Raw genomic sequence first — 21179 nt, 5'->3', positions numbered from 1 at the left:
TATTGTAATTTTTTACAAAATATTTTTTTGCTAACTTAAAGGTAAAATTATTTACAATTGTGAATAAAAATTAAAATTTATGTTGGTAAACTGCTAAATAGTACTTATATTTGTTAAAGAAATCTTAATAAAGATTTAACTAAAACACACAAACAATATTATGAGTAAGAAAAAAATAGCAATAGGCTGCGATGAGGCAGCGTATGCTTTAAAAATTGTCTTAAAAGATCATTTAGAAAAATTAGGATATGAAGTCAAAGACTTTGGTGCTGAAAAAGGAGAGGTGGTTTTATATCCGGATGTTGCAGCAAAAGTAGCAAAGGCTGTAGCAGCAGGAGAATTTGAAAGAGCTGTGTTAACGTGTGGTACGGGTATAGGAATGGCAATAACAGCCAATAAAATACCGGGAGTTAGAGCAGCGGTTTGTCATGATCCTTTTTCTGCTGAAAGAGCAAGAAAAAGTAATAATGCACAAATTATTTGTTTTGGTGAACGAGTAATTGGTCATGAACTTGCGAAAAGTTTGTTGAATACTTGGTTAGAGTCAGAATTTAGCGGTGGCGGTTCTGCTCCAAAAGTTCAACGAATCTGTGATTACGAAGAAGAATATTTCAAAAAATAAATTTTGAAATTTTAAAAAAAGATATTTTTATTTATTTTAAATAGTTATTAATAATTATTCAATCAAAAAAAGAGTAAGTTAAATTAAACGTTACTCTTTTTTTTATTTTATTATGTTCGCTAAAAAAAGAAATCTGCTTTATCTATTTGGATAATTTTTTTCCAAAAGCCAAATCACCGGCATCTCCTAATCCGGGTACGATATATTTATTTTCATCTAATTCATCATCAACAGACGCAATCCATAATTCTGAATTTTCAGGTAATTTAGTTTTAATGTAATCAATTCCCGGTTTGGAGCCTATGGCTGCAACAATATGTACTTTCTTGGGCTTTCCTTGACTTAATAAAACTTCATAAACATTTGCCAAAGATTCACCGGTAGCCAGCATAGGATCTGAAATTATTAATGTTTTATCTTGCAAAGAAGGAGTTGCCAAATATTCAACCACTATTTCAAATTCTTTATTACTGTTCGGATGATGTCTAAATGCGGATACGAATGTGGTTTCTGCTTGATCAAAAAAATTCATCATTCCTTGATGTAAAGGTAATCCCGCTCTCAAAATAGTACATAGTACAGGTTGCTGGATAATCAATTCTGTAGGCTTACTACCTAAAGGAGTAGTAATGTTAACAGTTTGGTATTCAAGCGTCTTACTTAGTTCGTAACCTAAAATTTCACCTATTCTTTCCAAATTTTTTCTAAATCTCATTCTGTCTTTCTGAATAGAGACATCTCTTAATTCTCCTACAAAATGATTTAAAATGGATTTAGATTTACTGAAATCGTGGACTATCATAAATATTATTTTTGTAAATATAAGTTATTTGCTCTAATAGTTTATAAACTAAGTGGTGACTACAAAGATGATTTAGTTATTCTATTTATCAGAAGATTCTGTAAAAACCTCTATATAAATTTTATTTCTTTTATCTTTTTGATATTTTTGTTCTTTAGTCCAAATATCTAAGATAGTAGTTGAATTTAGCTTTTCAGAATTTCTACTATACATTTCAAGATTAATTCCTAAATAATTTAAAAGTGCAAATTCATCACTTAATGAAATAACTTTAAAAGCGGTTTCCTTATTCTTTCCATCTCCATAGTCGGCAATAGCTCTCATTAAAATTTCAGCTTGATTTTTTAATAGTTTTAATCTTTCTTCATTTTCATTATTTTCATTATAACATATAATTAGATTTAAAATTACCGTAAGATTAACCGGGTCATTTTTTAGTAATTCTTCTCCTAAAATAACTGCCTTAGTATATTTTTTAGCTGCTATTTGTTTCATGAATTTTAAATAATTGTTTTTTCCTTCCAAAGATTTAGTATAATATGAAGTATATAGCTTACCATAATAAAGGTAATACGATTTCACCTTTTCATTATGGAAGTTAGACGCATTATTTAAGAATTCAGATATTAATTGATCATAATAATAGGACGAATTCTTATCCGTTACATTTTCTTTTATGATTTCAAAATTTATCGTTTGTGAAAATGACAAATTAAATACCAATAAGGTTAAAATAGAATAGAAAGGTTTCATATAATTTGTGTATTAGTTAGTATAAAAATGAAATATAAATATAATTAGATGTTAAATAGTTATTTTTTAAGGATATAATGTTCTTATTTAAAATGAACGGATACTTAAAATTCATAGTAGTTAAATTATTTTTTATTAGTAAAAGAGCATCTAAAATGATAGCTTGTCGGACTAACTGTTGTTGAGTATTTAAATTAATAAATAAATTTATATAGTAAGATCTTTCACATGTTTTAAATAGGTTTCTAATAAAATCATGGTTAAAATCTTTAAATTGCTTTTATAATAGTTAGTTTAAATTTTATTTTTCAATTTACTAAATAAAATTTAAATTTCAATTATTTAAATTAAGCTGTTGGCTTATGATATATGCTTCACTCCAACATGCTTGAAAATTAAATCCCCCCGTTAATGCATCAATATTTAAAACTTCACCCGCAAAATATAAATTAGGTATTAATTTAGATTGCATAGTGCGAAAATCAACTTCTTTCAAATCTACCCCTCCGGCAGTTACAAATTCATCTTTATGCGTATTTTTACCAGTAATGGATAATTGCGTATTGGTAAGTGATTCGGCTATTTTATTGATATCTTTTTTACTTAAATCGGATAGATTCTTATCGTTAATTTGGAGATGTTCTAAAAGATTATTCCAAAATCGATGAGTTAAATGGTATAGTTTTAAACTATAAATCGATTTTTTGGGATGTTTTTCTTTTTCTTGAATTAATGCCTCTTTTACCTTATCAAAAGTTTCAGAAATCCAATTTACCCGTACAACAAATTTATAATTAAGTGTATATAATTCCCGGGCACTCCATGCAGATAATTTTAATACGGCAGGTCCACTTATACCCCAATGAGTGATAAGTAAAGGACCGAATTCTTTGTATTTTAATAAAGGAATATGTATTTCTGCTTCTGGAAAAGTAATTCCTTGTAAATTGCGAATCAGTGGATCATCACATAAAAAGGTAAATAAGCTAGGGACAGGAGGAATGATGGTATGACCTAATTGATTTAGGATTTTCCACATTTTTAATGAACTTCCTGTTGCAACTACTAGGGCATCAGCATAATAAGTGGAATGAGTAGTAATTATTTCAAATTGATTTTCTATTTTTTTTAGGTTAATTACCGTTGAATTGTAATTAATTTCTATATTTTTATTGTTTGCTTGCTCAATAAATGTATCTATAATGGTTTGAGAAGAATTAGATTCGGGAAATACTCTATTATCGTTTTCAATTTTTAAATTAACGCCTTTTTGAGCAAACCATTCAAAAGTATCAGATGGTTGAAAATGATTGAATACACTTAAAAGTTCTTTGGATCCCCTAGGATAGAATTTTACCAGTTTCTTAGGTATAAAACAAGCGTTAGTAACATTACATCTTCCTCCGCCCGATATCTTTAATTTTTGAAGGGGACTTTTAGCTTGTTCTAATATAATTGTTTCCCATTTATTGGAATTAATGTTGGATGCTAAAAAAAATCCGGAAGCTCCGCCTCCTATAATGATAAGCTTTTTCACTTACGATTAATTATGTTATATACGAAAATTTTGAGGTATATATATATTTATAATAAAGGTTGGAATATGTTCCAACCTTTTTGATTATTATTTTTTAAATAAACGTTTTATTCGAGTAAATAATGAATTATCATAGTTTTCATCTTCTTCAAAATACCCGTAGCCATACCCATAACCATATCCGTACCCGTAGCCATATCCATAACCATATCCTCCCGGATTAACGTAATCATTGAAAATAATCCCAATGTGATTTACCTCATCATTATTATATTTCTCATTAATGCCCTTTAAAAGCTGTTTATATGTATAATTGCAACGGGCAACATAAATTCTGGCATCAGAAAGAGACATTAGATCATATGCATCAATAACTAAACCAACCGGTGGAGAATCTATAATGATATAATCATACATAGTTCTTAATTTTTTAATCAATTCTTCATTTTCCATACTAATCAATAATTCACCCGGATTTGGAGGTATAGGTCCTGCCGGAATAATATCTAAATTTTCATATTCTGTTTTTTTAATAATGTCTTCTAGTGAATTTGATCCAGAAAGATATCCTGATAATCCTACTTTATTACTAATTTTAAAGTCATCAAAAATTCTAGGTTTTCGCAAGTCCATTCCAACTAAAACCGTTTTTTTACCGCTTAACGCTAAAACAGAAGCTAAGTTAATTGCTATAAAGGTTTTTCCTTCACTGCCTATAGACGAGGTTATTAAAAAAACTTTTCCACCCTTCACATCCTTTTCATTATATAAAAACCTCAAATTAGATCTAATAGCTCGAAAACTTTCAGAAATACTCGATTTAGGTCGTGCCAGTACAGCTAAATTATTTTCGGTATTTTTAGGCCCGATAGTACCTATAATTGGGATTTTAGTAACTGATTTTAAATCTGAAATTAATTTTATTTTATTATCTAATAGTTCGATTAAGAACAACAATATAAGAGGAATAACCAATGATATTCCTATATATTTATATTTATTTTTTTGAATGTTTGGAGTTATAGGAGCTTGTCCCGTATTTTTTGCTTTATCTAATACAGTTATATCAGAAATTGTAGTAGCTTTCCTCATTTCTGCCTCAGATAATTTATCCAAAAGGGTATTGTATATACCGTCATTTAGTAAATAACCTCTTTGCGCATTGACAAATAATCGTTCTTTTTCCGGAAGAGATTCAATATCGAGTTCTAAATTACTTATTTGATTATTTACATTTTTTAAATTGGTAGCGAGATCTTTAGATGAATTATCTAGTAAGGATATAACCTTATTTTTGGCATTATTAATTTTGTAATTTATTTCATTAATAGGTTCAGAATGATCTCTATATATTAATAATAAATCTCTTTTTTCTTGTTCTAAAGTTTGAACATTTTGCATCAAACCATCTATATTATTATCCGATATTCCTAAAATATCTCCATTTAAATAAGTGTTTTTATTGAAAGATGATTTTTTAAAATTATTTAAAGCCTCAATTTTAGATTTTAATTCTTCTCTTCTAAGATCTAAACCTTGTATTTTAGATAAGATAACATTGGTACTAACATCAGATTTTGAAAAAATCTTATTATCCATTTGTACTTTCTGAAAGATTACCGTAGCACTATCTAATTTTCTTTTTGTTATAATGATTTGTTTTTTAATAAAATCAATGGTATTTAAATTAACTTTATTTTTATCTTCAAGTCTTCTTTTTATTAATTCATCTACCGATTTATTTAAGAAATTAATAGTCCCATTTAAACTTAATCCTTTCTTTGTCATAATCATGATGGATGGAAGGTCTTGATCAAAGTCTATAGAAACTAAAGATTTAATTTTGGATACAGAATAATTTATGGTCGATAAGTAAAAATAAAAACTGAGATCTGTAATGTTATCTCCAAATCTGCCCCCGTATTCTTTATTTTTAACAAACTTAAATTTTAAATTATTTGTTTGTACCCATGTATTTAAAGGGACAATGAGCTCTTTTACATATTTGTCTTTACGTATATAATAGTTTTCGTTTGTATAAAGAAAACACGTTTCATTTAAGTTATCAGGAAAAGTAAGTTTAAATTTATGATCAGGGAGTATATCCACTTTAATATCTGTATACAAAGATTGGGGATAATTTGTATCCACTACTATTTTGAAAGGTACATCCACATAGTCAATTTCAGTTGTTTTAAAATTACCTTTTAAATAATAATTTATGTATAGATTAAGCGATTTGACTAAATTTTCGTTATGAGTTCTGGAAGTCAGTAATTTTTTATAATATATACCTTGCGTAGCCCCTGAATTTCCTCCCCAAATAAAGTTTATGGATTGATTGGGTGCCAGAACGCTTGATGTACCGGAAGATATACTGACTGTGGTAGAAGATTGGTAAAATCGATCAGAAAATCGATTGACAAGAAAAGCTATGGTCCATCCAAATATAAAAGCGATTAAAAACCAATACCAATTTTTTATAAGCCTTCGAATAAATCTTTCAAGACTAAAAAAATTATTTTCGAGAAAATCGGAATTTTTATTTTTTTGTGTTTTATTTTGGTTAGTATTTTGCTGGTCAGTGGTATTCATGTTTCGATACTAAAATTTATTATAATGTTTTGAAAAATAAATACGTTGTAATTGCCTGAATACCTACAGATAGGAATTGGGTAACATCTCCAATAGTGGTACCACCTCCTAAACCAGATATTTTCTCTTTTAATGGGTCTATAATAATTTGATCTCCAGATTGTAAATAAAAATAGGGAGAGTTTAGAATATCATCGCGGGTTATATCAAGCACAATGTTTTTTTTACCTTCCGGGTATTCTCTGATGATTCTAATATGGCGCCTGTCAGCGTATCTTGTTAAATCTCCCGATTTAGCTATCGCTTGTAATAAATCGACCCGGTTAGACAACTCCGTTTTTTCTCCGGGTGATGCAATTTCGCCTACCATATAATATTTGATGGCTCCGATATTCATTCGAACTTCAGCTTTTCCATCATTATATAATACTTCATTTAGTTTAGACTGAACTAAATCTGTTATTTCATTTAAAGTTAACCCATATACATAGAATTCACCTAATCCATATATGGTTATATATCCATTGGCATCAACAATTAATCCACTAGTTCTTAATCTTCCATCTCCACTGTTAGCACCTCCTTTAAATGCCGTTGTGTTTTCTTCACTTAAAAATCGAGAAGCGTTTTTATCCGAAGTGATAAGGGTCATTGCTAAAATATCGTCTTTTTTTACCCTGTAGTTTTCATAGATTACCGGAACTAATCCATATTCATTATAATGTAGGTTTTCGCTAGGTTGAAGATATTTTAAATCTTTAACACCGATGCAAGAACATAATAATAAAGCAAAAGAAATAATAAAAATAGCTTGATTAAATTTCATATAATAACTTAAACTGCAAAAATAGTTAATTTTTTAATATTTGCATAAGATTTGTAATTTCTGTTTCAATATTACTTATATCATAATTATTTAAAATTATTTTTTTATAAATAGATATATTATTTTCAATTCCTTCAAAAGGAAAATATAATTGTTCTTCAAATTTTTCAAAATTTGAAATCTTATTTAAATAAATAATTTTCGGCTTATAGTCGAGATTTAATTTTTGTAAAAATGTGTTTAACAAATCATTAATATTATAAGAATTTCCCATATCTAAAATATATATCCCGGAACAGTTAATAGGAGAGGCTATTTCAATTAATCCTCTGGAGGCTTGATATTTGGAAATAAAATATCGATTCATGTTTTTATTTGTAATAGTAATAGGCAGTTGGTTTTCAATTTGATATTTAAAGATAGTGAAAACCGATCCGCTACTATTGAAAACGTTTCCAAATCGAATAATTTTAATTTCTAACGTCGTAGGAATTTCTTTTTTTATAATTTTTTTTAGAATATTCAGTTCCGCAATTCGTTTAGATATTCCCATAATGTTTATGGGTTGAACAGCTTTATCGGTTGAAATAAAAATAAACTGTTCGACATTTTGATTAGTTAATGCAATTTCCAATAAGTTTAAAGTAGCATCTATATTTACGGATTGAGACTCTTCTACGTTATTCTCTAAAATATCAATGTGTTTATAAGCTGCGGCATGATAAATTATTTGAATAGAAAATAAAGAAAATAATTTTTTTAATAATTCTTTATTTCTAATATCTCCTAAAAATAACTGTAAACGATTATTTTCAATTTCATTTTTAAATTTTAACTTGATTTTAAAAATTGCATATTCAGAATGATCTAAGATTATAATTTTTTTACATGAACTTTCCAATAATCTTTGTATAAGTACGCTTCCTATAGAACCTCCTCCACCGGTAACTAAAATGACTTTATGATTTAAATAATCATATTCTTTATTTGAATAATCTATTTTTTTATTAAACAATTTTTCAAAGGAAATATTTTGATTTTGAATTTTGATTATATCTTCTTTGTTTGGCATTATATTTTAAATATTTTTATTGATAATAGTTATAATCTTATTTAAATCTTCATCGTTCAAATTATCTCCGGAGGGTAGACACAGTCCGTTTTTGAAAAGCCTATTCTCAAAAAAAGAATCACCATAAAATGAAAAATTTTTAAAAACTTTCTGATTATTTAGTGGATTCCAAAGAAATCTTGATTCAATATTGTTTTTATCAAGCAAACTTTTAATTTTTTTATTTAATGAGGTTGGAAATATAAAAGAGCTTAACCAACGATTAGAAAAGCTGTGATTTAATTCTTTTTGATTGTCTATGGTGAATCGTTTTTCCAGATTTGAAAGATAATAATCGAAAATAAGTCTTCTTCTTTTTACTTTTATTTCCAATTTATCAAATTGTGCACTACCTAAAGCGGCAAGAATATTACTTGTAGAGTAATTATATCCTAATTCATTATGTTTATAATAATCGACTTTTTCTTTTGCTTGAAAAGCTAATTTTTCAGCATAGTTATAACTTTTTTTATTGGGTAATATTAGAGCTCCCCCTTGAGAGGTAGTAATAATTTTATTTCCATTAAATGAAATAATTCCATAGTTACCCATCGAGCCTAAAGGCTTATTATGGTAAAAGGAACCTAATGCCTCTGCTGCATCTTCAATGATTATGATGTTATTATCCTTGCATATATCAATTATTTTATCCATTTGTGCAGGCATTCCGTAAATATGTGCAATGATTAAAACTTTGGGTTTTATATCTTTTTTATTTAAATCTTCAATTGCGAAGTGAAGAAATTCAGGAGACATATTCCATGTTTCTTTTTCAGAACCTATAAATACAGGAATAGCTTTTTCATATAAAATAGGAAAAGCAGTAGCAGCAAAAGTAAAATTAGAACATAAAACATAATCACCTTCTTTAATTTCGGTTACTTTTAGAGCAAGGTGAATCGAAGACGTTCCACTATTTGTTAGTAAAATATTTTTTTTAAAATATTTAGATAATTTATTAGTAAAATCAATTGTGTAAGATCCAAAAGGTGAAATCCATCCACTTTTTAGAGCTTGAACTACATTTTCTATTTCTGAATGATCAATGTTGGGAGGAGATAAATATATTTTGGTGTTTTTATTCACGTTTTTTGTGTATAATTTTAGTTAATAATAAGGGGAGAAAAGAAAATATGATTCCCAATAATAAAATTATGATAAGTAGTAGATGAACATTAATATGTCTTAAAAAGTAAGCAACTAATATAACTATAGCATTTTCTGCAACTATAACTAATGTAACTTGTTTGTGAGATAAACCCAAACGTAAATATCTATGATGCATATGATTTTTATCTGCATTAAAAGGAGAGCGTTTTTTATATATACGTATCATAAAAACACCTAACGTATCAATGATAGGAATAATTAAAATGGCAATAACAATTACTGGAGCTGTTTGAATCCAATATACCGGAGTACCAAATGGATATTGCAATAAAAATAAATTTAGGAATTTAATGCCCATAAATGAAAGTAAAAATCCTATAATCATAGATCCGGTGTCACCCATAAATATTTTATACCTTTTGGAAAAATTATAATGGAGAAATGCTAAAAGACTTCCTATAATGGTTAATGCTAAGACAATCATAGGATAATTAATTGATCCCAATCTCCAAAAAGTAATTATAAATGCACAACAAACTAAGATTGCAACACCTGATGCTAAACCATCGATTCCGTCTATTAAATTGAACGCATTTATTAAAAAAATAAAAATTAAAACGGTAAATAAAATACTAAACCAATAGGGGAGTAGATTAATACCGAAAATGCCAAAGAAATGACCAATTCTAACGTTGGATCCTACAGAAATCATTAGAGCGGTAACAATTTGTGCATAAAATTTTTTATTAGGTGCAACAACTAATATATCATCCATTAATCCAATGAAGAATAGAACAATAATTCCGGAAAATAAAAAAATATAGGAAGAAAATAGCTCATAAGCACATATGGAAGACATAATTGTAACAGAATAAAAAATTGAAATTCCACCTAAATTAGGAGTTTCCGTGTGATGAGAACTTCTTTCCTTAGGTCTTGCCATTAAATTTTTTTTATAAGAAACTCTAATAATTTTAGGAATAGTTAAATAGGTTAATAAGAATGATCCTATTAAACCCAATATACATTTTAGATAAAAACTATCAATTCCCAAAAAATACTTAATATTTCTTATATCAACTTCTTCCATATTTACATTAAGTCGATTTGATAACTAGCGTTATTCTGCAATTATTATGAATCTAACAAAGATATATTTAAAAAGTTAATATTTATAAAGTTTTTTTGTTGAATTAAATAAATTTTTATTTATTATTTTCAAATAAAATGAATTAACACAAATTCTTCTAAAAAAATTGAGTTGAAAGTTTTATATGGGATAATATTAAGTTTATCGTGAGATAAATTATTGTTTAAAAATTAATTAAGTTTATAATACGGTATAAATTAAATATAATTATTGATTTAAATTTTGTAATATTCAATATTATTTACATATACAAAATAAAATATTAAAAAAATAAATATATATTTGTATTATACAATTTATAAAATATATACTTATGAAAAAAATTTACTGGCTTTTTATTTTTTTATTTTCAATATTAAAAGCCCAGGTTAAAGTAATTGACCTAAGTACGGGACGTTTCGATGACGGCTCCGTTATGCCAATCGAGATTGAAGACCCGGATTGGAAATGTATTCGTCCGGACGGTTCAGAACACATTGCTCGCACAAGGCATACTTACTCGGGTTGGTATTATCCCCAATTTAAAGATAATACTTATAATGAAAGATGGATTACTGGTGCACCTGGTGATCCGGGAGAAGGATATTTTATTTATAAAAGTAAATCCTTTGTGGTACCTAAAGGTTCAAAAGCAAACCTTGAAATTAGGACATTAGCTTTTATGAGGCAATGGACTTACATTGTTAAAGAAAATTCCAATGGTAATGAAGAAGAATCACAAATTACTCAAACCACCTGGATGAATGACGGAGCTAAAGGATGGTTTAATTCTAGAAATCCATTAATAGAAAAAGCATTAGAACCGGGATCTTATCACATAAAAGTAAAGGTGTATGTGAATAGTAGCAGAGCTAGACAATCAATAAACGTAGCATCAAAAGTTTATATTTCCTCATCTAACGAAAAAGATTATACTTATGCACCCAATAGCTATATATATGATATCGAAAAAGCAAAAAAGGAAAATTTGGGAGGAATCTCTATTCCAGTAAAGAAAGCATATGCTATGTGGGAAAATAATGAATTTTTAAACAAGCCAATCCCGGTAGGGAAATTATCTGCTTCTATTTATTGGGAAGATATACCTGGTTTAATTCGTTCTGCAGAAATAGAAGGTAAAGAAGAAAATGCTAAAATTGAAGTAGTTATAGATAAAGCTCGTGGTAAAGGGAATGCCTTAATTGCTTTTCATGTAGGACCAAAGGGTAATCATGAAGATCCGATATATTGGAGTTGGCATGTATGGGTTACAGATGACCCATCTAATGGTGTCGTATATAGTCAAATGGATAGTAATGGGAATCATTTGCAAACTGATATTGATGGAAATCCATTTGCGCCACAATATATGGACCGTAATTTAGGAGCTTTAAGTAATCATTTTTTAGGTCATGATGGTTATAAATCTATAGGACTCTTTTACGAATGGGGAAGAAAAGACCCTTTTCCTTCCAATCAACACGGTGACGGTTCTTTTTATGAATTAAATGGAGTAGTGGGACCTGTAAGACATAAAGATATAGTTGCTGGAACATCTGCCATTATGGAAGTTGTACAAAGAAAATATGACGATATAAATGATAATATAAAATATTCAATACATAATCCTTTTACTTATATTTTAGCTCCAAAAGAATCAACTAGAACGTGGTTTTCTAAAAAAGAATTTAAGCAAGAAGGAGCTAATTATGTAACTTGGGATTTGTGGGGAGATAATACAAAAGGTAAAGATTCAAATGGAGGATCAAGTAACGTAATAGTAAATAAAGACAGTTGGTCGTATGAGCTTAAATCAGCTTTTGATCCATGTCCTAATGGATGGAGAATACCTTCATATTATGGAAGAGAAACTGTAAGCAATTCGTTAAGTCCTTGGGGTAGAAATAATAGTGGAGGAAATGATGATAAGTATAATGACTGGAATAAAGATTTTTTTCTAAATCCTAATGTAAATGAAGGAAATTCGTTAGCATTTATTTCAACAAAAGTAAATAATTATACACTTAATGGAATTAAAATATATCCTTATTTGGGTATGGACTTTACCAATGCACAAGGTGGAAAAAGAAATATTGGAGTATTTCCAATTACTGGTAATTTTGAACCATTTAAAACTAATGACAATTTAAGTGTAGTGTATGAAGATTTAGGAGCAGATGGTGGTATTTGGTCTGCTACATATGCACGGGGCGCAAAATATTTTAAAATAAATTCGGATATGACTAAAAATAATAAGTTAGGAATTCATCAAGTATTAGCTACAAATCAGACTGCTGATACCGATTTGGGACATTCCGTACGATGTATGCGTGATCCAAACATTTCTAAAATTGGAAACTTTGTGACCGAATATCTCCCTGCAAAAGTTATAGATTATACGGATGGTCTAAATAATCCTAACAGTTATATTATTTCAGGAAAAAATATTCAGAAAATTCCTGTAAATAAAGCTTTTTCAGTTAATAATCAATATCTTACTGATCATGAGCTACTTCCATCCGATCAATTGGTAGCTAATGTCTATTGGACCACTAATAAAAAATTAATAAAAAGAGTATATATTGAAAAAGCAGAAGATCCTAAAAATTCAAATATTATTGTGGAAATAGATCCATCTCAAACAGGTAATGCAGTAATTTCGCTACATAACGGAAAAATTTCAAATCCTATTTATTGGAGTTGGCATTTATGGGCACCGGCCTCTGAAATAGAAACTCTTACCTATGTAACAGAACAACCGATGGATCTTGTGAATAAGGATTTTATAAATATGACTAAAAGTACATTTGCTCCTCTCACAACGACCTTCATGGATCGTAATATGGGGGCAATAGAAGCTTTTCCATTAATTGATGTAAAAGAAATTGCCAATTCTAAAATAATTGAAAAAATTAAATATTCTGGAGGTATGCAATATCAATGGGGAAGAAAAGATCCAATACCATCATTTGTATATGCAGGTAATCAAGGATCTTATGAAATTTATATGGGAAATGTTAATCCAAATTCCGGATCTATTTCCTATGAAAATATTTCAATAAATGAATTAAGTTATCAAACAAAATATACTCAAAAATATCCATATACTACTAGTATAAGTAATGATAAAAATAAATATTCAAGAATACGAAAAGCTATAAAATACTCAGTAGAAAATCCTTTGACATTTTTATATCATCCCGGAACTTCAAGTTATGATTTTGTACCTCAAAGTAATAAACATGATATAAGAGACTGGGTATCTAATTCAGTTGCAGACAAATTAGAAAGAGGTTTTGCTGAGGATCGTTGGGGGCATGGCGGAAAAAAATCCCCCTTTGATCCTTGTCCTGAAGGATGGAGAGTTCCTGATGTTCTGAGAACCACAATGATTGAATTTGGTTCATCCATTGAAAATCCACACTTAGGTACCTCTCCATGGTATATTGGAGATGAAATGCAAAAAGAACCATTAAGTATTGAAAACACTTATTATGGAACAATCATATCTAATTTAGGATATATATTTAATGATCCGAGATATCCAATAGGTAATTTTCCTCATACCGGAATTCGGGGAGAATTAGGAAACTCAAAGTTTTCTATAGATAAAAGATCGGGAGTTTGGTTAGCTGCTTTATCTGATCATATGATTGGATATGCTTGGGCTATGAATTTTTCCCTTGAAAAAGGATTGATGAGAACCGGAATGGGGGCATTTCCACAAGCAGCTATGAATGTTCGTTGTGCTAAAGATGTGCCAAGATATGACGGAACAATTGGGAAAAATAGCCAACCAAAATTAAAAAAAGATGCACTTATAGAGAGTATAAATGATATTAAAGAGGATTTATCTGAATCTCAAATTCAAATTTATCCTAATCCTAATTCAGGTTTATTTACAATTAAATTGGGAAATTTAAGTTCAGGTACTATTAAAATATTTAATTCAAATGGAAATTTAATATTTACAGAACCAATAATTGGTGAAGAAATTAAAGTAAATATACAAAACCAACCTGCGGGTATTTATTTTATAAAAATACAATCAAATAAAACAATCATAACTAAGAAAATAATTATAAATTAAATTATATTACTTTTAATTAATAAAAAACCAATCTATTGCTTTTAGATTGGTTTTTTTTATGAAAAATTTTAATATAACTTTTAAGTATCTGATAGCATTCTTAAGAGTTTTTTTTCATAATTTTCCCAGGTATAATTATTTGCAATAAATTCTCGAGCATTTTTTCCAATATTAACATATTTGTCTCTGTTAATTAGAATATCTTTTAATAAATGGATCATTTTCAAAGGTTGATCTTCTACTAAGAAATGTGTATTCACTTTTGCTCCAGTTATAGGTTTGGCTACTTTCGATGTCAAAACATTAATTTGACCTAATGCCATAGATTCTAAGACCTTATTCTGTATTCCTCCTCCAATTTGCATTGGAGAAACTACCAGACAACAATTCGTAATAATTTCGTAGGGATTGTCTAAATATCCTGTAACAATTATATTTTTATACTTTTTGGTTTTATTAAGAATTTTTTTTGAAGGAGATGTTCCTAAAATTATAAATTCATAATCTTTCGGTAAATGATTATGTATATGATCAATATACCATATGACAGCCTCAATATTAGGTTGATAGTTCATTTTACCAAAAAAAACAATTTTTCGAGAACTTATTTTAGAAGGTAATTTATAGTTTACTAATTTTGATGAAACTCCATTAGGAATCCAAATCGACTTGCCATATTTAGAATAAGATTCAGCTTCCTGTTTATTAACAAAAAAAGTACTGTTAAAGTTTCTTATACATTGAATCTCATAATTTAATACTCTTTTGCCCTCAATATAATAAATTATTTTCCAAAATAATGAAGTTGCTTTATGAGTAGCTTCAATATAATGAGGACCAATAGCATCAACAATATCTAAAAATTTTTTTTTGTGACTAGTATTGTTTAAATATTTTGTTGTTCGAATTAAATTTGCGATGATAAAATCAGAGTTTTCAATATCTTCAAGTATTTTTTTATGAATATTTGAAAAATAATAATATGATACTTGAAGAGGAATTTTTTTAAACAAACCTTTAATAGCATTCAATTTAAACTTTAAGGGAGAATATCTGAATACTTTATAAGAATAAGTATTTTTTTTTAAAAATGCTTCACCATCATGATTATAAGGCTCATCAGTAATAATTACTACCCGAAGTTTAAAATTTTTAGATAATATTTTTATTAAGTTATAACTTTTTACTTTATCTCCACCAATAATAGGGAAAGGATATCGTGTTAATAAAAGTAGACATTTTTTCATAAAATATTTACTAAGATAAAAAGGTATAAATTTTTAGATACCATTAGTTGTAAATTTAGTTATATAAATTAGTTTTTATTAAATAAAATCTGAATTTTTAAAAAACAAAACAATTTAAATTAAAAAAAATAATAGTTTTGAAATTTAGAATGTATTATATATTTCTAAATTTAGATTAATGATTTTATATAATGATATATGATAAGAAAAAAAATGATATTATTTCAACAATAATTTATGTAAATATGAAAATATTGATTACAATTTAATTTTCATTTATATATTCATAAGGTATGAAATAATTAATGTCATAAGATGTATTGAATACATTAGACATTTTATCAAAACCTAATGCAACTGAATTAGGCCAAATCCTCCAACTCATTAAATAAATATATATAACAACAAAATAGTATATAAAAATTCTATAACTTTTATTAGAGTATTTTACAATCATGGCTATTAGAATAGTCCAAAAATCACCATATACAGAAGGAAGTCTAATCGAAAATATTGAATTTTCACGAAAGGAATAGTATAAGAAATAATAGGTTACTATTAAATTTCTTATCATTTTATAATTAGGATCGGTAGTTGTGTTACAAATATATTTATCGTTAAGTAAGAGTATTGCTATAAAAATTAATTTCACAAGATCATTTAATTTCCATCCAACACCTTCTAAATTTCTATAGGAATAAAACCCCCCGGAAGCTTCTGCTATGAGATCAGAAGATATATTTGAAAATAAATTTTCAAAAAATAAATAAGGCTTAAAGGGAGAAATTATTATAGCAAAAATTATTATTAAAAAACAGGTAAAGGTCGATAAATTCAACCTTGTAATCCAATATGCCGGAATAAATATCAATGCTGTTTTATGAAAATAATAACCAATAAAAACGCAGATTAAAAATTTAAATAATTTTCTTTGTTCAATATATTGATAAGAATATAAACAAAGCGCTATTGAAACTGCTTGTCTAATATGCCCGGAATCACTAAAAAAGTAATTTGGCATAAAAAAATACATTAGCGATAGCATGGGATATGGCGAATACTTATAGTAGGAATAAGTTTTTAGGGAAATAGAAATAAGTCCGAAAATAAATAATAAAACGAAGAAGGGCATTTTAAAATATCCCAATATTTTCGAAATTAATACATATGTTACCTCAATATCAGCATTAAAAACATTCTCCCATTTTACATATTTATTAACACCCATGTATAGCTTATAATATGGCCAATAATCAGCACCTTGAGCAATACGTATTCCACAGAGAAATATTAAAAGCGAAGATATAATGATATAAGGTACTTTTATCCTAGCTTTGGAACCGTTATTAAATATTTCTATATAAGAAAAAAAGGTTATTACAAATAAAATAATATAATATACTGGATGAAGCATTAAATTATAGTTTGATTAGTTGTAATACATAAAATATTATTTTTTTTAAATTTAAAGTACTAAGATAATTTTTTCCAAATCTATTATAGGTACAAATTTGTTTTTTGGAAATATGTTCACTTTTTAACATTTCTTTAAGTTTAGAGAACATTTTTTTTCTACTGCTATAATCACTTACATATGCATAATAAGCCAGAAAACAATAAAATCCTTGAAAGATAGTAAATTTATGCCAGTCATGAAGATTTTTAAAGTAAATGCTTTTAAAAAAATCATGTTTAACTATTTCGATGGCATCAAACATATTTAATCCTTTAATAGAATAATTTCTTGTTATAGAACCGCTTCTGATTAAATATTGATAAAAATATTTATTGGATTTGGCTATTGTTTTAGCTTTTAAAAATAATCTGGGAATAGTTGCCACATCTTCAAAATGCATATTTTTAGGAAAAGAGATGTCATTAAATAGTTCCCTTTTAAAAATTTTATTACATGCAAAACAAGACATTTCACCAAAAATTGTGAAATCTTGTGTAAGATCAATTCTTTCAGGAAGTTGATGTAATTCAGGTAATTTTTTTATTATTTTGCCTTGATCATCTATATTTTGAAGGCTACATAAAACTATGTCTGCTGAATGTTTTTTGGCTAGAGTGTGCATTTCATGTAGCATTTCTTTTTCAACCCAATCGTCACTGTCAACAAATGCTAAAAACTCTCCGGATGCATGTTTAATACCGGTATTTCTAGCTTCGCTTAATCCATTATTATTTTGAATAATAGATTTTATATTATCGTATTTTAACGCATATTCATCAATAATTAATTGTGAATTATCTGTAGACCCATCGTTAATAATAATTATCTCAATTTCTTTACATGTTTGATTTATAAGAGAATCTAGACATTTACGAAGATAATGTTCAACATTATATACAGGTACAATTACTGAAACTTTATAAATCATAGATGATATAAAAACGTCAAAGGTACTATTTTAATTTAATATTAGTAAAATATTAAAAATTAAAAAATTATTCTTTAAAAAAGAGTCTTACACTTTAATTCCATAAAATTTCATATCATTCCAAAATTCAACATAGGACTTTACAACTACATCAGGATTTTTAATTTCTAAAGGAAACAGTAATTTTAAAGGAGCAAAACTCATTGCCATTCGATGATCATTATAAGTTTCAATTTTTTGATTAGCATTAAAAGAATTGACTTTAAGAAGAGTAAAAGAATTATCAGTAATTTCTACCTTTCCTCCACATTTTTCTATTTCATTTTTAAGTGCAACTAAACGATCGGTTTCTTTAATTTTCAAAGTTTCAAGTCCGGTAATTTTTATAGGAATACATAGACCAAAGGCAGTTAAAGCAACCGTTTGCGCAATATCTGGACAATCATTCATGTCCAATTCTATAAAATCAGGATATTCAAAATTGGGTTGTTTATTTAAGGTTATTTCGTTTGTATTAAAGGTAGTAGTAATACCAAAGAATTTTTGATAAATTTCCACTGCTCTTCTATCTGCCTGTAATGAATCTTCAAATAAATATTTTAACTTAATAGTTAAATTGTCGCTTAAAGCACATATAGAATAATGATAAGACGCAGAGGACCAATCACTTTCAATTATAAATTGTTGATTTTTTATCTCACTGACCGGGTATATTGTAATTTTATTTTGGTTAAACAAGGTTTTAATTCCTATTTTATTCAAAATCTGGAGGGTCATAGTAATGTAAGGTTTTGAAGTAATTTTACCTTCCAACTCTATAACTAAACCTTTTTCTAATTTAGTTCCTATCAAACATAAGGCAGTTATATATTGACTACTGATATTAGATGGTAACTTAATAATATTACTTTTGATTTCTTTCCCTTTAATTTCTAACGGAGGATATCCTTCATTTTCAACATATGAAATATTTGCTCCTAACTGATTTAATGCATCCACTAAAATTTTTATAGGGCGTTCTTTCATTCGATGAGAACCTGTTAGGATAGTTTCCCTATTTTCTTGAATTGAAAAAAATGCAGTTAAAAACCTCATAGCTGTACCGGCATGGTGTATATCAATGCAATGCTCTTTAGAAGAAAGAGCTTCTTTCATCATTTGGCTATCTTGGCTTTTCGATATGTTTTGTAGTTGTAGAGAATTATTGAACAATGAATTAAGTATTAACACACGATTGGTAATACTTTTTGAACCGGAAAGATTGATTGAAATTTCCCTCATTGTAACTTTTTATTGTTATGATGTCTATCATTGTCGCGTTGAGTAGTCGTCTTTAATTTTTTTTGAAAAGCTTTTTCCAAATCAATTCCTGTTTGATTGGCTAAACAAGCTACAACGAAAATAACATCAGCTAATTCTTCTCCTAAATCTTTGTTTTTATCAGACTCTTTTTCAGATTGTTCTCCATATCTTCTGGATATAATTCTGGCAACTTCTCCCACTTCTTCAGTGAGTTGAGCCATATTGGTTAATTCGTTAAAATACCTTACACCATAGGATTGAATCCATTGGTCAACTTGAAATTGTATATCTTTTAAGCTCATTTTTAAACTTTTAGAATAATTATAATTAATAAAATAATTGATTATTTAAAGCTTTATCTTTTTTATTTGTAACTTATAAAACTTAGGTATTTAGTATAAAAAAAATCCTTAATTAAAAGAGCATTAAGTATATTAATATTTACAATATTATATTTTAAAATAGTTATGTATTTAAACAATATAAATAATAGCTAAAAAAAATTTATCTAATCCAAAGGGTAAAGACTTTAAAAGTCTCTAAATAATTCAATATTTTAAATAGCTAAATTAAATAAATTTTAGAAATGTAAATCATTACGCATTGAATAATAAATTATAGAATTTTTAATTTTTTTGATTTGATATTCTTAGATATAAATAATTTATTTAATTATTTTCTTTTTGTGTTATAAGGAAAAATATTTAAATAAATTAAATTAGAGTTTTTTTATAAAATTTTAATTTTGTTATCATGGAGTGGAACTTAGCATTAAATAATTTTCAAGAATATTTATTATTAGAAAAAGGCCTTTCTCAAAATACACAATTAGCTTATATTAGGGATATTAAAAAACTAATAAAATTTATCGAACATGATACGACCATAACCCCATATACTATAGATAGATTTTTAATTCAAGATTTTATTTATGATTTTGCAAAAAAATCTTCCTCAGCCAAGTCTCAAGCTAGAGTAATATCATCATTAAAATCTTTTTTTAAATTTTTGCAAATAGAAGAAAAAAGGCAAGATAATCCGGCAGAATTGCTCGAAAGTCCTAAAATTGGCCTATATCTTCCTGACGTGCTAAGCCATGAAGAATTATTAACTATAATACAGTCAATAGACTTATCCCAATCAGAAGGAGAGAGAAACCGTACCATTATTGAAACATTATATGGATGTGGCCTTCGTGTTTCAGAATTAATTAATTTACGACTTTCCGATTTATATTTAGATGAAAATTTTATTAGAGTTATCGGAAAAGGGAATAAACAAAGATTAGTACCTGTATCGGATTGGACGATTAAATATATAAATCTTTATAAAGACTCAATTCGTATTCATTTAAACCCGAAACCTAAATGTGAAGATATACTTTTTTTAAATAGAAGGGGAGGGCAGCTAACACGTGAAATGATTTTTATAATAATAAAAAATATTGCAGAAAAGGCCGGAATTAAAAAGAAAGTTTCCCCCCATACATTCAGGCATTCTTTTGCAACGGTATTACTGAAAAATGGAGCCGATTTACGTTCAATTCAGCAAATGCTGGGACATGAAAGTATTACCACAACAGAAATATATACCCATTTAGATAATCAACAACTAAGAGATACGATAGAAAAATATCATCCTTTTTCAATTAAAAAGGGCTAATATTTTAAG

16 protein-coding genes are annotated in these 21179 nt (G+C 27.4%); 3 read left to right on the top strand and 13 right to left on the bottom strand.

Translation table 11 applies throughout. The features are described 5' to 3' along the window. Positions 1 to 160 precede the first annotated feature (160 nt). Positions 161 to 622, top strand: coding sequence for a ribose 5-phosphate isomerase B (gene rpiB, locus C4S75_RS04055; protein ID WP_105297045.1), 462 nt, complete (start codon positions 161 to 163; stop codon positions 620 to 622). Positions 623 to 764: 142 nt separating this feature from the next. On the opposite strand, the gene upp is transcribed toward rpiB, so the two are convergent. The 8 genes from upp to C4S75_RS04015 all read right to left on the bottom strand — a co-directional run bounded on the left by upp (position 765) and on the right by C4S75_RS04015 (position 10446). Next, positions 765 to 1424, bottom strand: coding sequence for a uracil phosphoribosyltransferase (gene upp, locus C4S75_RS04050; protein WP_105297044.1), 660 nt, complete (start codon positions 1422 to 1424; stop codon positions 765 to 767). Positions 1425 to 1505: 81 nt separating this feature from the next. Further along, positions 1506 to 2177, bottom strand: a complete 672-nt coding sequence (locus C4S75_RS04045) for a DUF4919 domain-containing protein (protein ID WP_105297043.1) — start codon at positions 2175 to 2177, stop codon at positions 1506 to 1508. Between the two features lie 334 nt (positions 2178 to 2511). Next, complete coding sequence (locus tag C4S75_RS04040) at positions 2512 to 3714, bottom strand: NAD(P)/FAD-dependent oxidoreductase (RefSeq protein ID WP_105297042.1); 1203 nt, start codon at positions 3712 to 3714, stop codon at positions 2512 to 2514. Between the two features lie 87 nt (positions 3715 to 3801). Further along, a complete protein-coding gene (locus tag C4S75_RS04035) occupies positions 3802 to 6309 on the bottom strand; it encodes an exopolysaccharide transport family protein (RefSeq protein ID WP_105297041.1) in 2508 nt (835 codons plus the stop codon). Between the two features lie 19 nt (positions 6310 to 6328). Beyond that, the gene (locus C4S75_RS04030; RefSeq protein ID WP_105297040.1) at positions 6329 to 7135 is read right to left on the bottom strand and encodes a polysaccharide biosynthesis/export family protein; all 807 of its coding nucleotides are present in this window, start codon (positions 7133 to 7135) and stop codon (positions 6329 to 6331) included. A gap of 25 nt (positions 7136 to 7160) precedes the next feature. Next, positions 7161 to 8207, bottom strand: coding sequence for a polysaccharide biosynthesis protein (locus C4S75_RS04025; protein WP_105297039.1), 1047 nt, complete (start codon positions 8205 to 8207; stop codon positions 7161 to 7163). A 6-nt stretch (positions 8208 to 8213) separates the two neighbouring features. After that, the gene (locus tag C4S75_RS04020; RefSeq protein WP_105297038.1) at positions 8214 to 9332 is read right to left on the bottom strand and encodes a DegT/DnrJ/EryC1/StrS aminotransferase family protein; all 1119 of its coding nucleotides are present in this window, start codon (positions 9330 to 9332) and stop codon (positions 8214 to 8216) included. Continuing rightward, the gene (locus C4S75_RS04015) at positions 9325 to 10446 is read right to left on the bottom strand and encodes a glycosyltransferase family 4 protein (protein WP_105297037.1); all 1122 of its coding nucleotides are present in this window, start codon (positions 10444 to 10446) and stop codon (positions 9325 to 9327) included. Before C4S75_RS04015 ends, C4S75_RS04020 begins: the two co-directional genes overlap by 8 nt. Before the next feature lie 373 nt (positions 10447 to 10819). Between C4S75_RS04015 and C4S75_RS04010 the strand changes: the two genes are divergently transcribed. Then, positions 10820 to 14575 (top strand): T9SS type A sorting domain-containing protein, encoded by a 3756-nt coding sequence (locus C4S75_RS04010; RefSeq protein ID WP_105297036.1) that lies wholly within the window; start codon positions 10820 to 10822, stop codon positions 14573 to 14575. 80 nt (positions 14576 to 14655) lie between these two features. On the opposite strand, the gene C4S75_RS04005 is transcribed toward C4S75_RS04010, so the two are convergent. The 5 genes from C4S75_RS04005 to C4S75_RS03985 all read right to left on the bottom strand — a co-directional run bounded on the left by C4S75_RS04005 (position 14656) and on the right by C4S75_RS03985 (position 19810). Then, entirely contained in the window at positions 14656 to 15822 is a 1167-nt protein-coding gene (locus C4S75_RS04005) for a glycosyltransferase (protein WP_105297035.1), read from the bottom strand. A 265-nt stretch (positions 15823 to 16087) separates the two neighbouring features. After that, positions 16088 to 17236, bottom strand: coding sequence for an EpsG family protein (locus C4S75_RS04000; protein WP_105297034.1), 1149 nt, complete (start codon positions 17234 to 17236; stop codon positions 16088 to 16090). A 4-nt stretch (positions 17237 to 17240) separates the two neighbouring features. Beyond that, complete coding sequence (locus tag C4S75_RS03995; RefSeq protein WP_105297033.1) at positions 17241 to 18206, bottom strand: glycosyltransferase family 2 protein; 966 nt, start codon at positions 18204 to 18206, stop codon at positions 17241 to 17243. An 87-nt stretch (positions 18207 to 18293) separates the two neighbouring features. Further along, complete coding sequence (locus C4S75_RS03990) at positions 18294 to 19487, bottom strand: 3-phosphoshikimate 1-carboxyvinyltransferase (RefSeq protein ID WP_105297032.1); 1194 nt, start codon at positions 19485 to 19487, stop codon at positions 18294 to 18296. Continuing rightward, positions 19484 to 19810 carry a nucleotide pyrophosphohydrolase gene (locus tag C4S75_RS03985; protein ID WP_105297031.1) on the bottom strand — a complete coding sequence of 109 codons (327 nt, stop codon included), beginning with the start codon at positions 19808 to 19810 and terminating at the stop codon, positions 19484 to 19486. The genes C4S75_RS03990 and C4S75_RS03985 overlap by 4 nt, the downstream gene beginning before the upstream one ends. Positions 19811 to 20261: 451 nt before the next feature. Between C4S75_RS03985 and xerD the strand changes: the two genes are divergently transcribed. After that, the gene (gene xerD, locus C4S75_RS03980; protein ID WP_105297030.1) at positions 20262 to 21170 is read left to right on the top strand and encodes a site-specific tyrosine recombinase XerD; all 909 of its coding nucleotides are present in this window, start codon (positions 20262 to 20264) and stop codon (positions 21168 to 21170) included. Positions 21171 to 21179 lie beyond the last annotated feature (9 nt).

The organism is Apibacter sp. wkB309, assembly GCF_002964915.1.
Taxonomy (GTDB): domain Bacteria; phylum Bacteroidota; class Bacteroidia; order Flavobacteriales; family Weeksellaceae; genus Apibacter.
The sequence above is the reverse complement of the archived record's forward strand: the minus strand, read 5'-3'. Positions and strand labels throughout refer to the sequence as shown.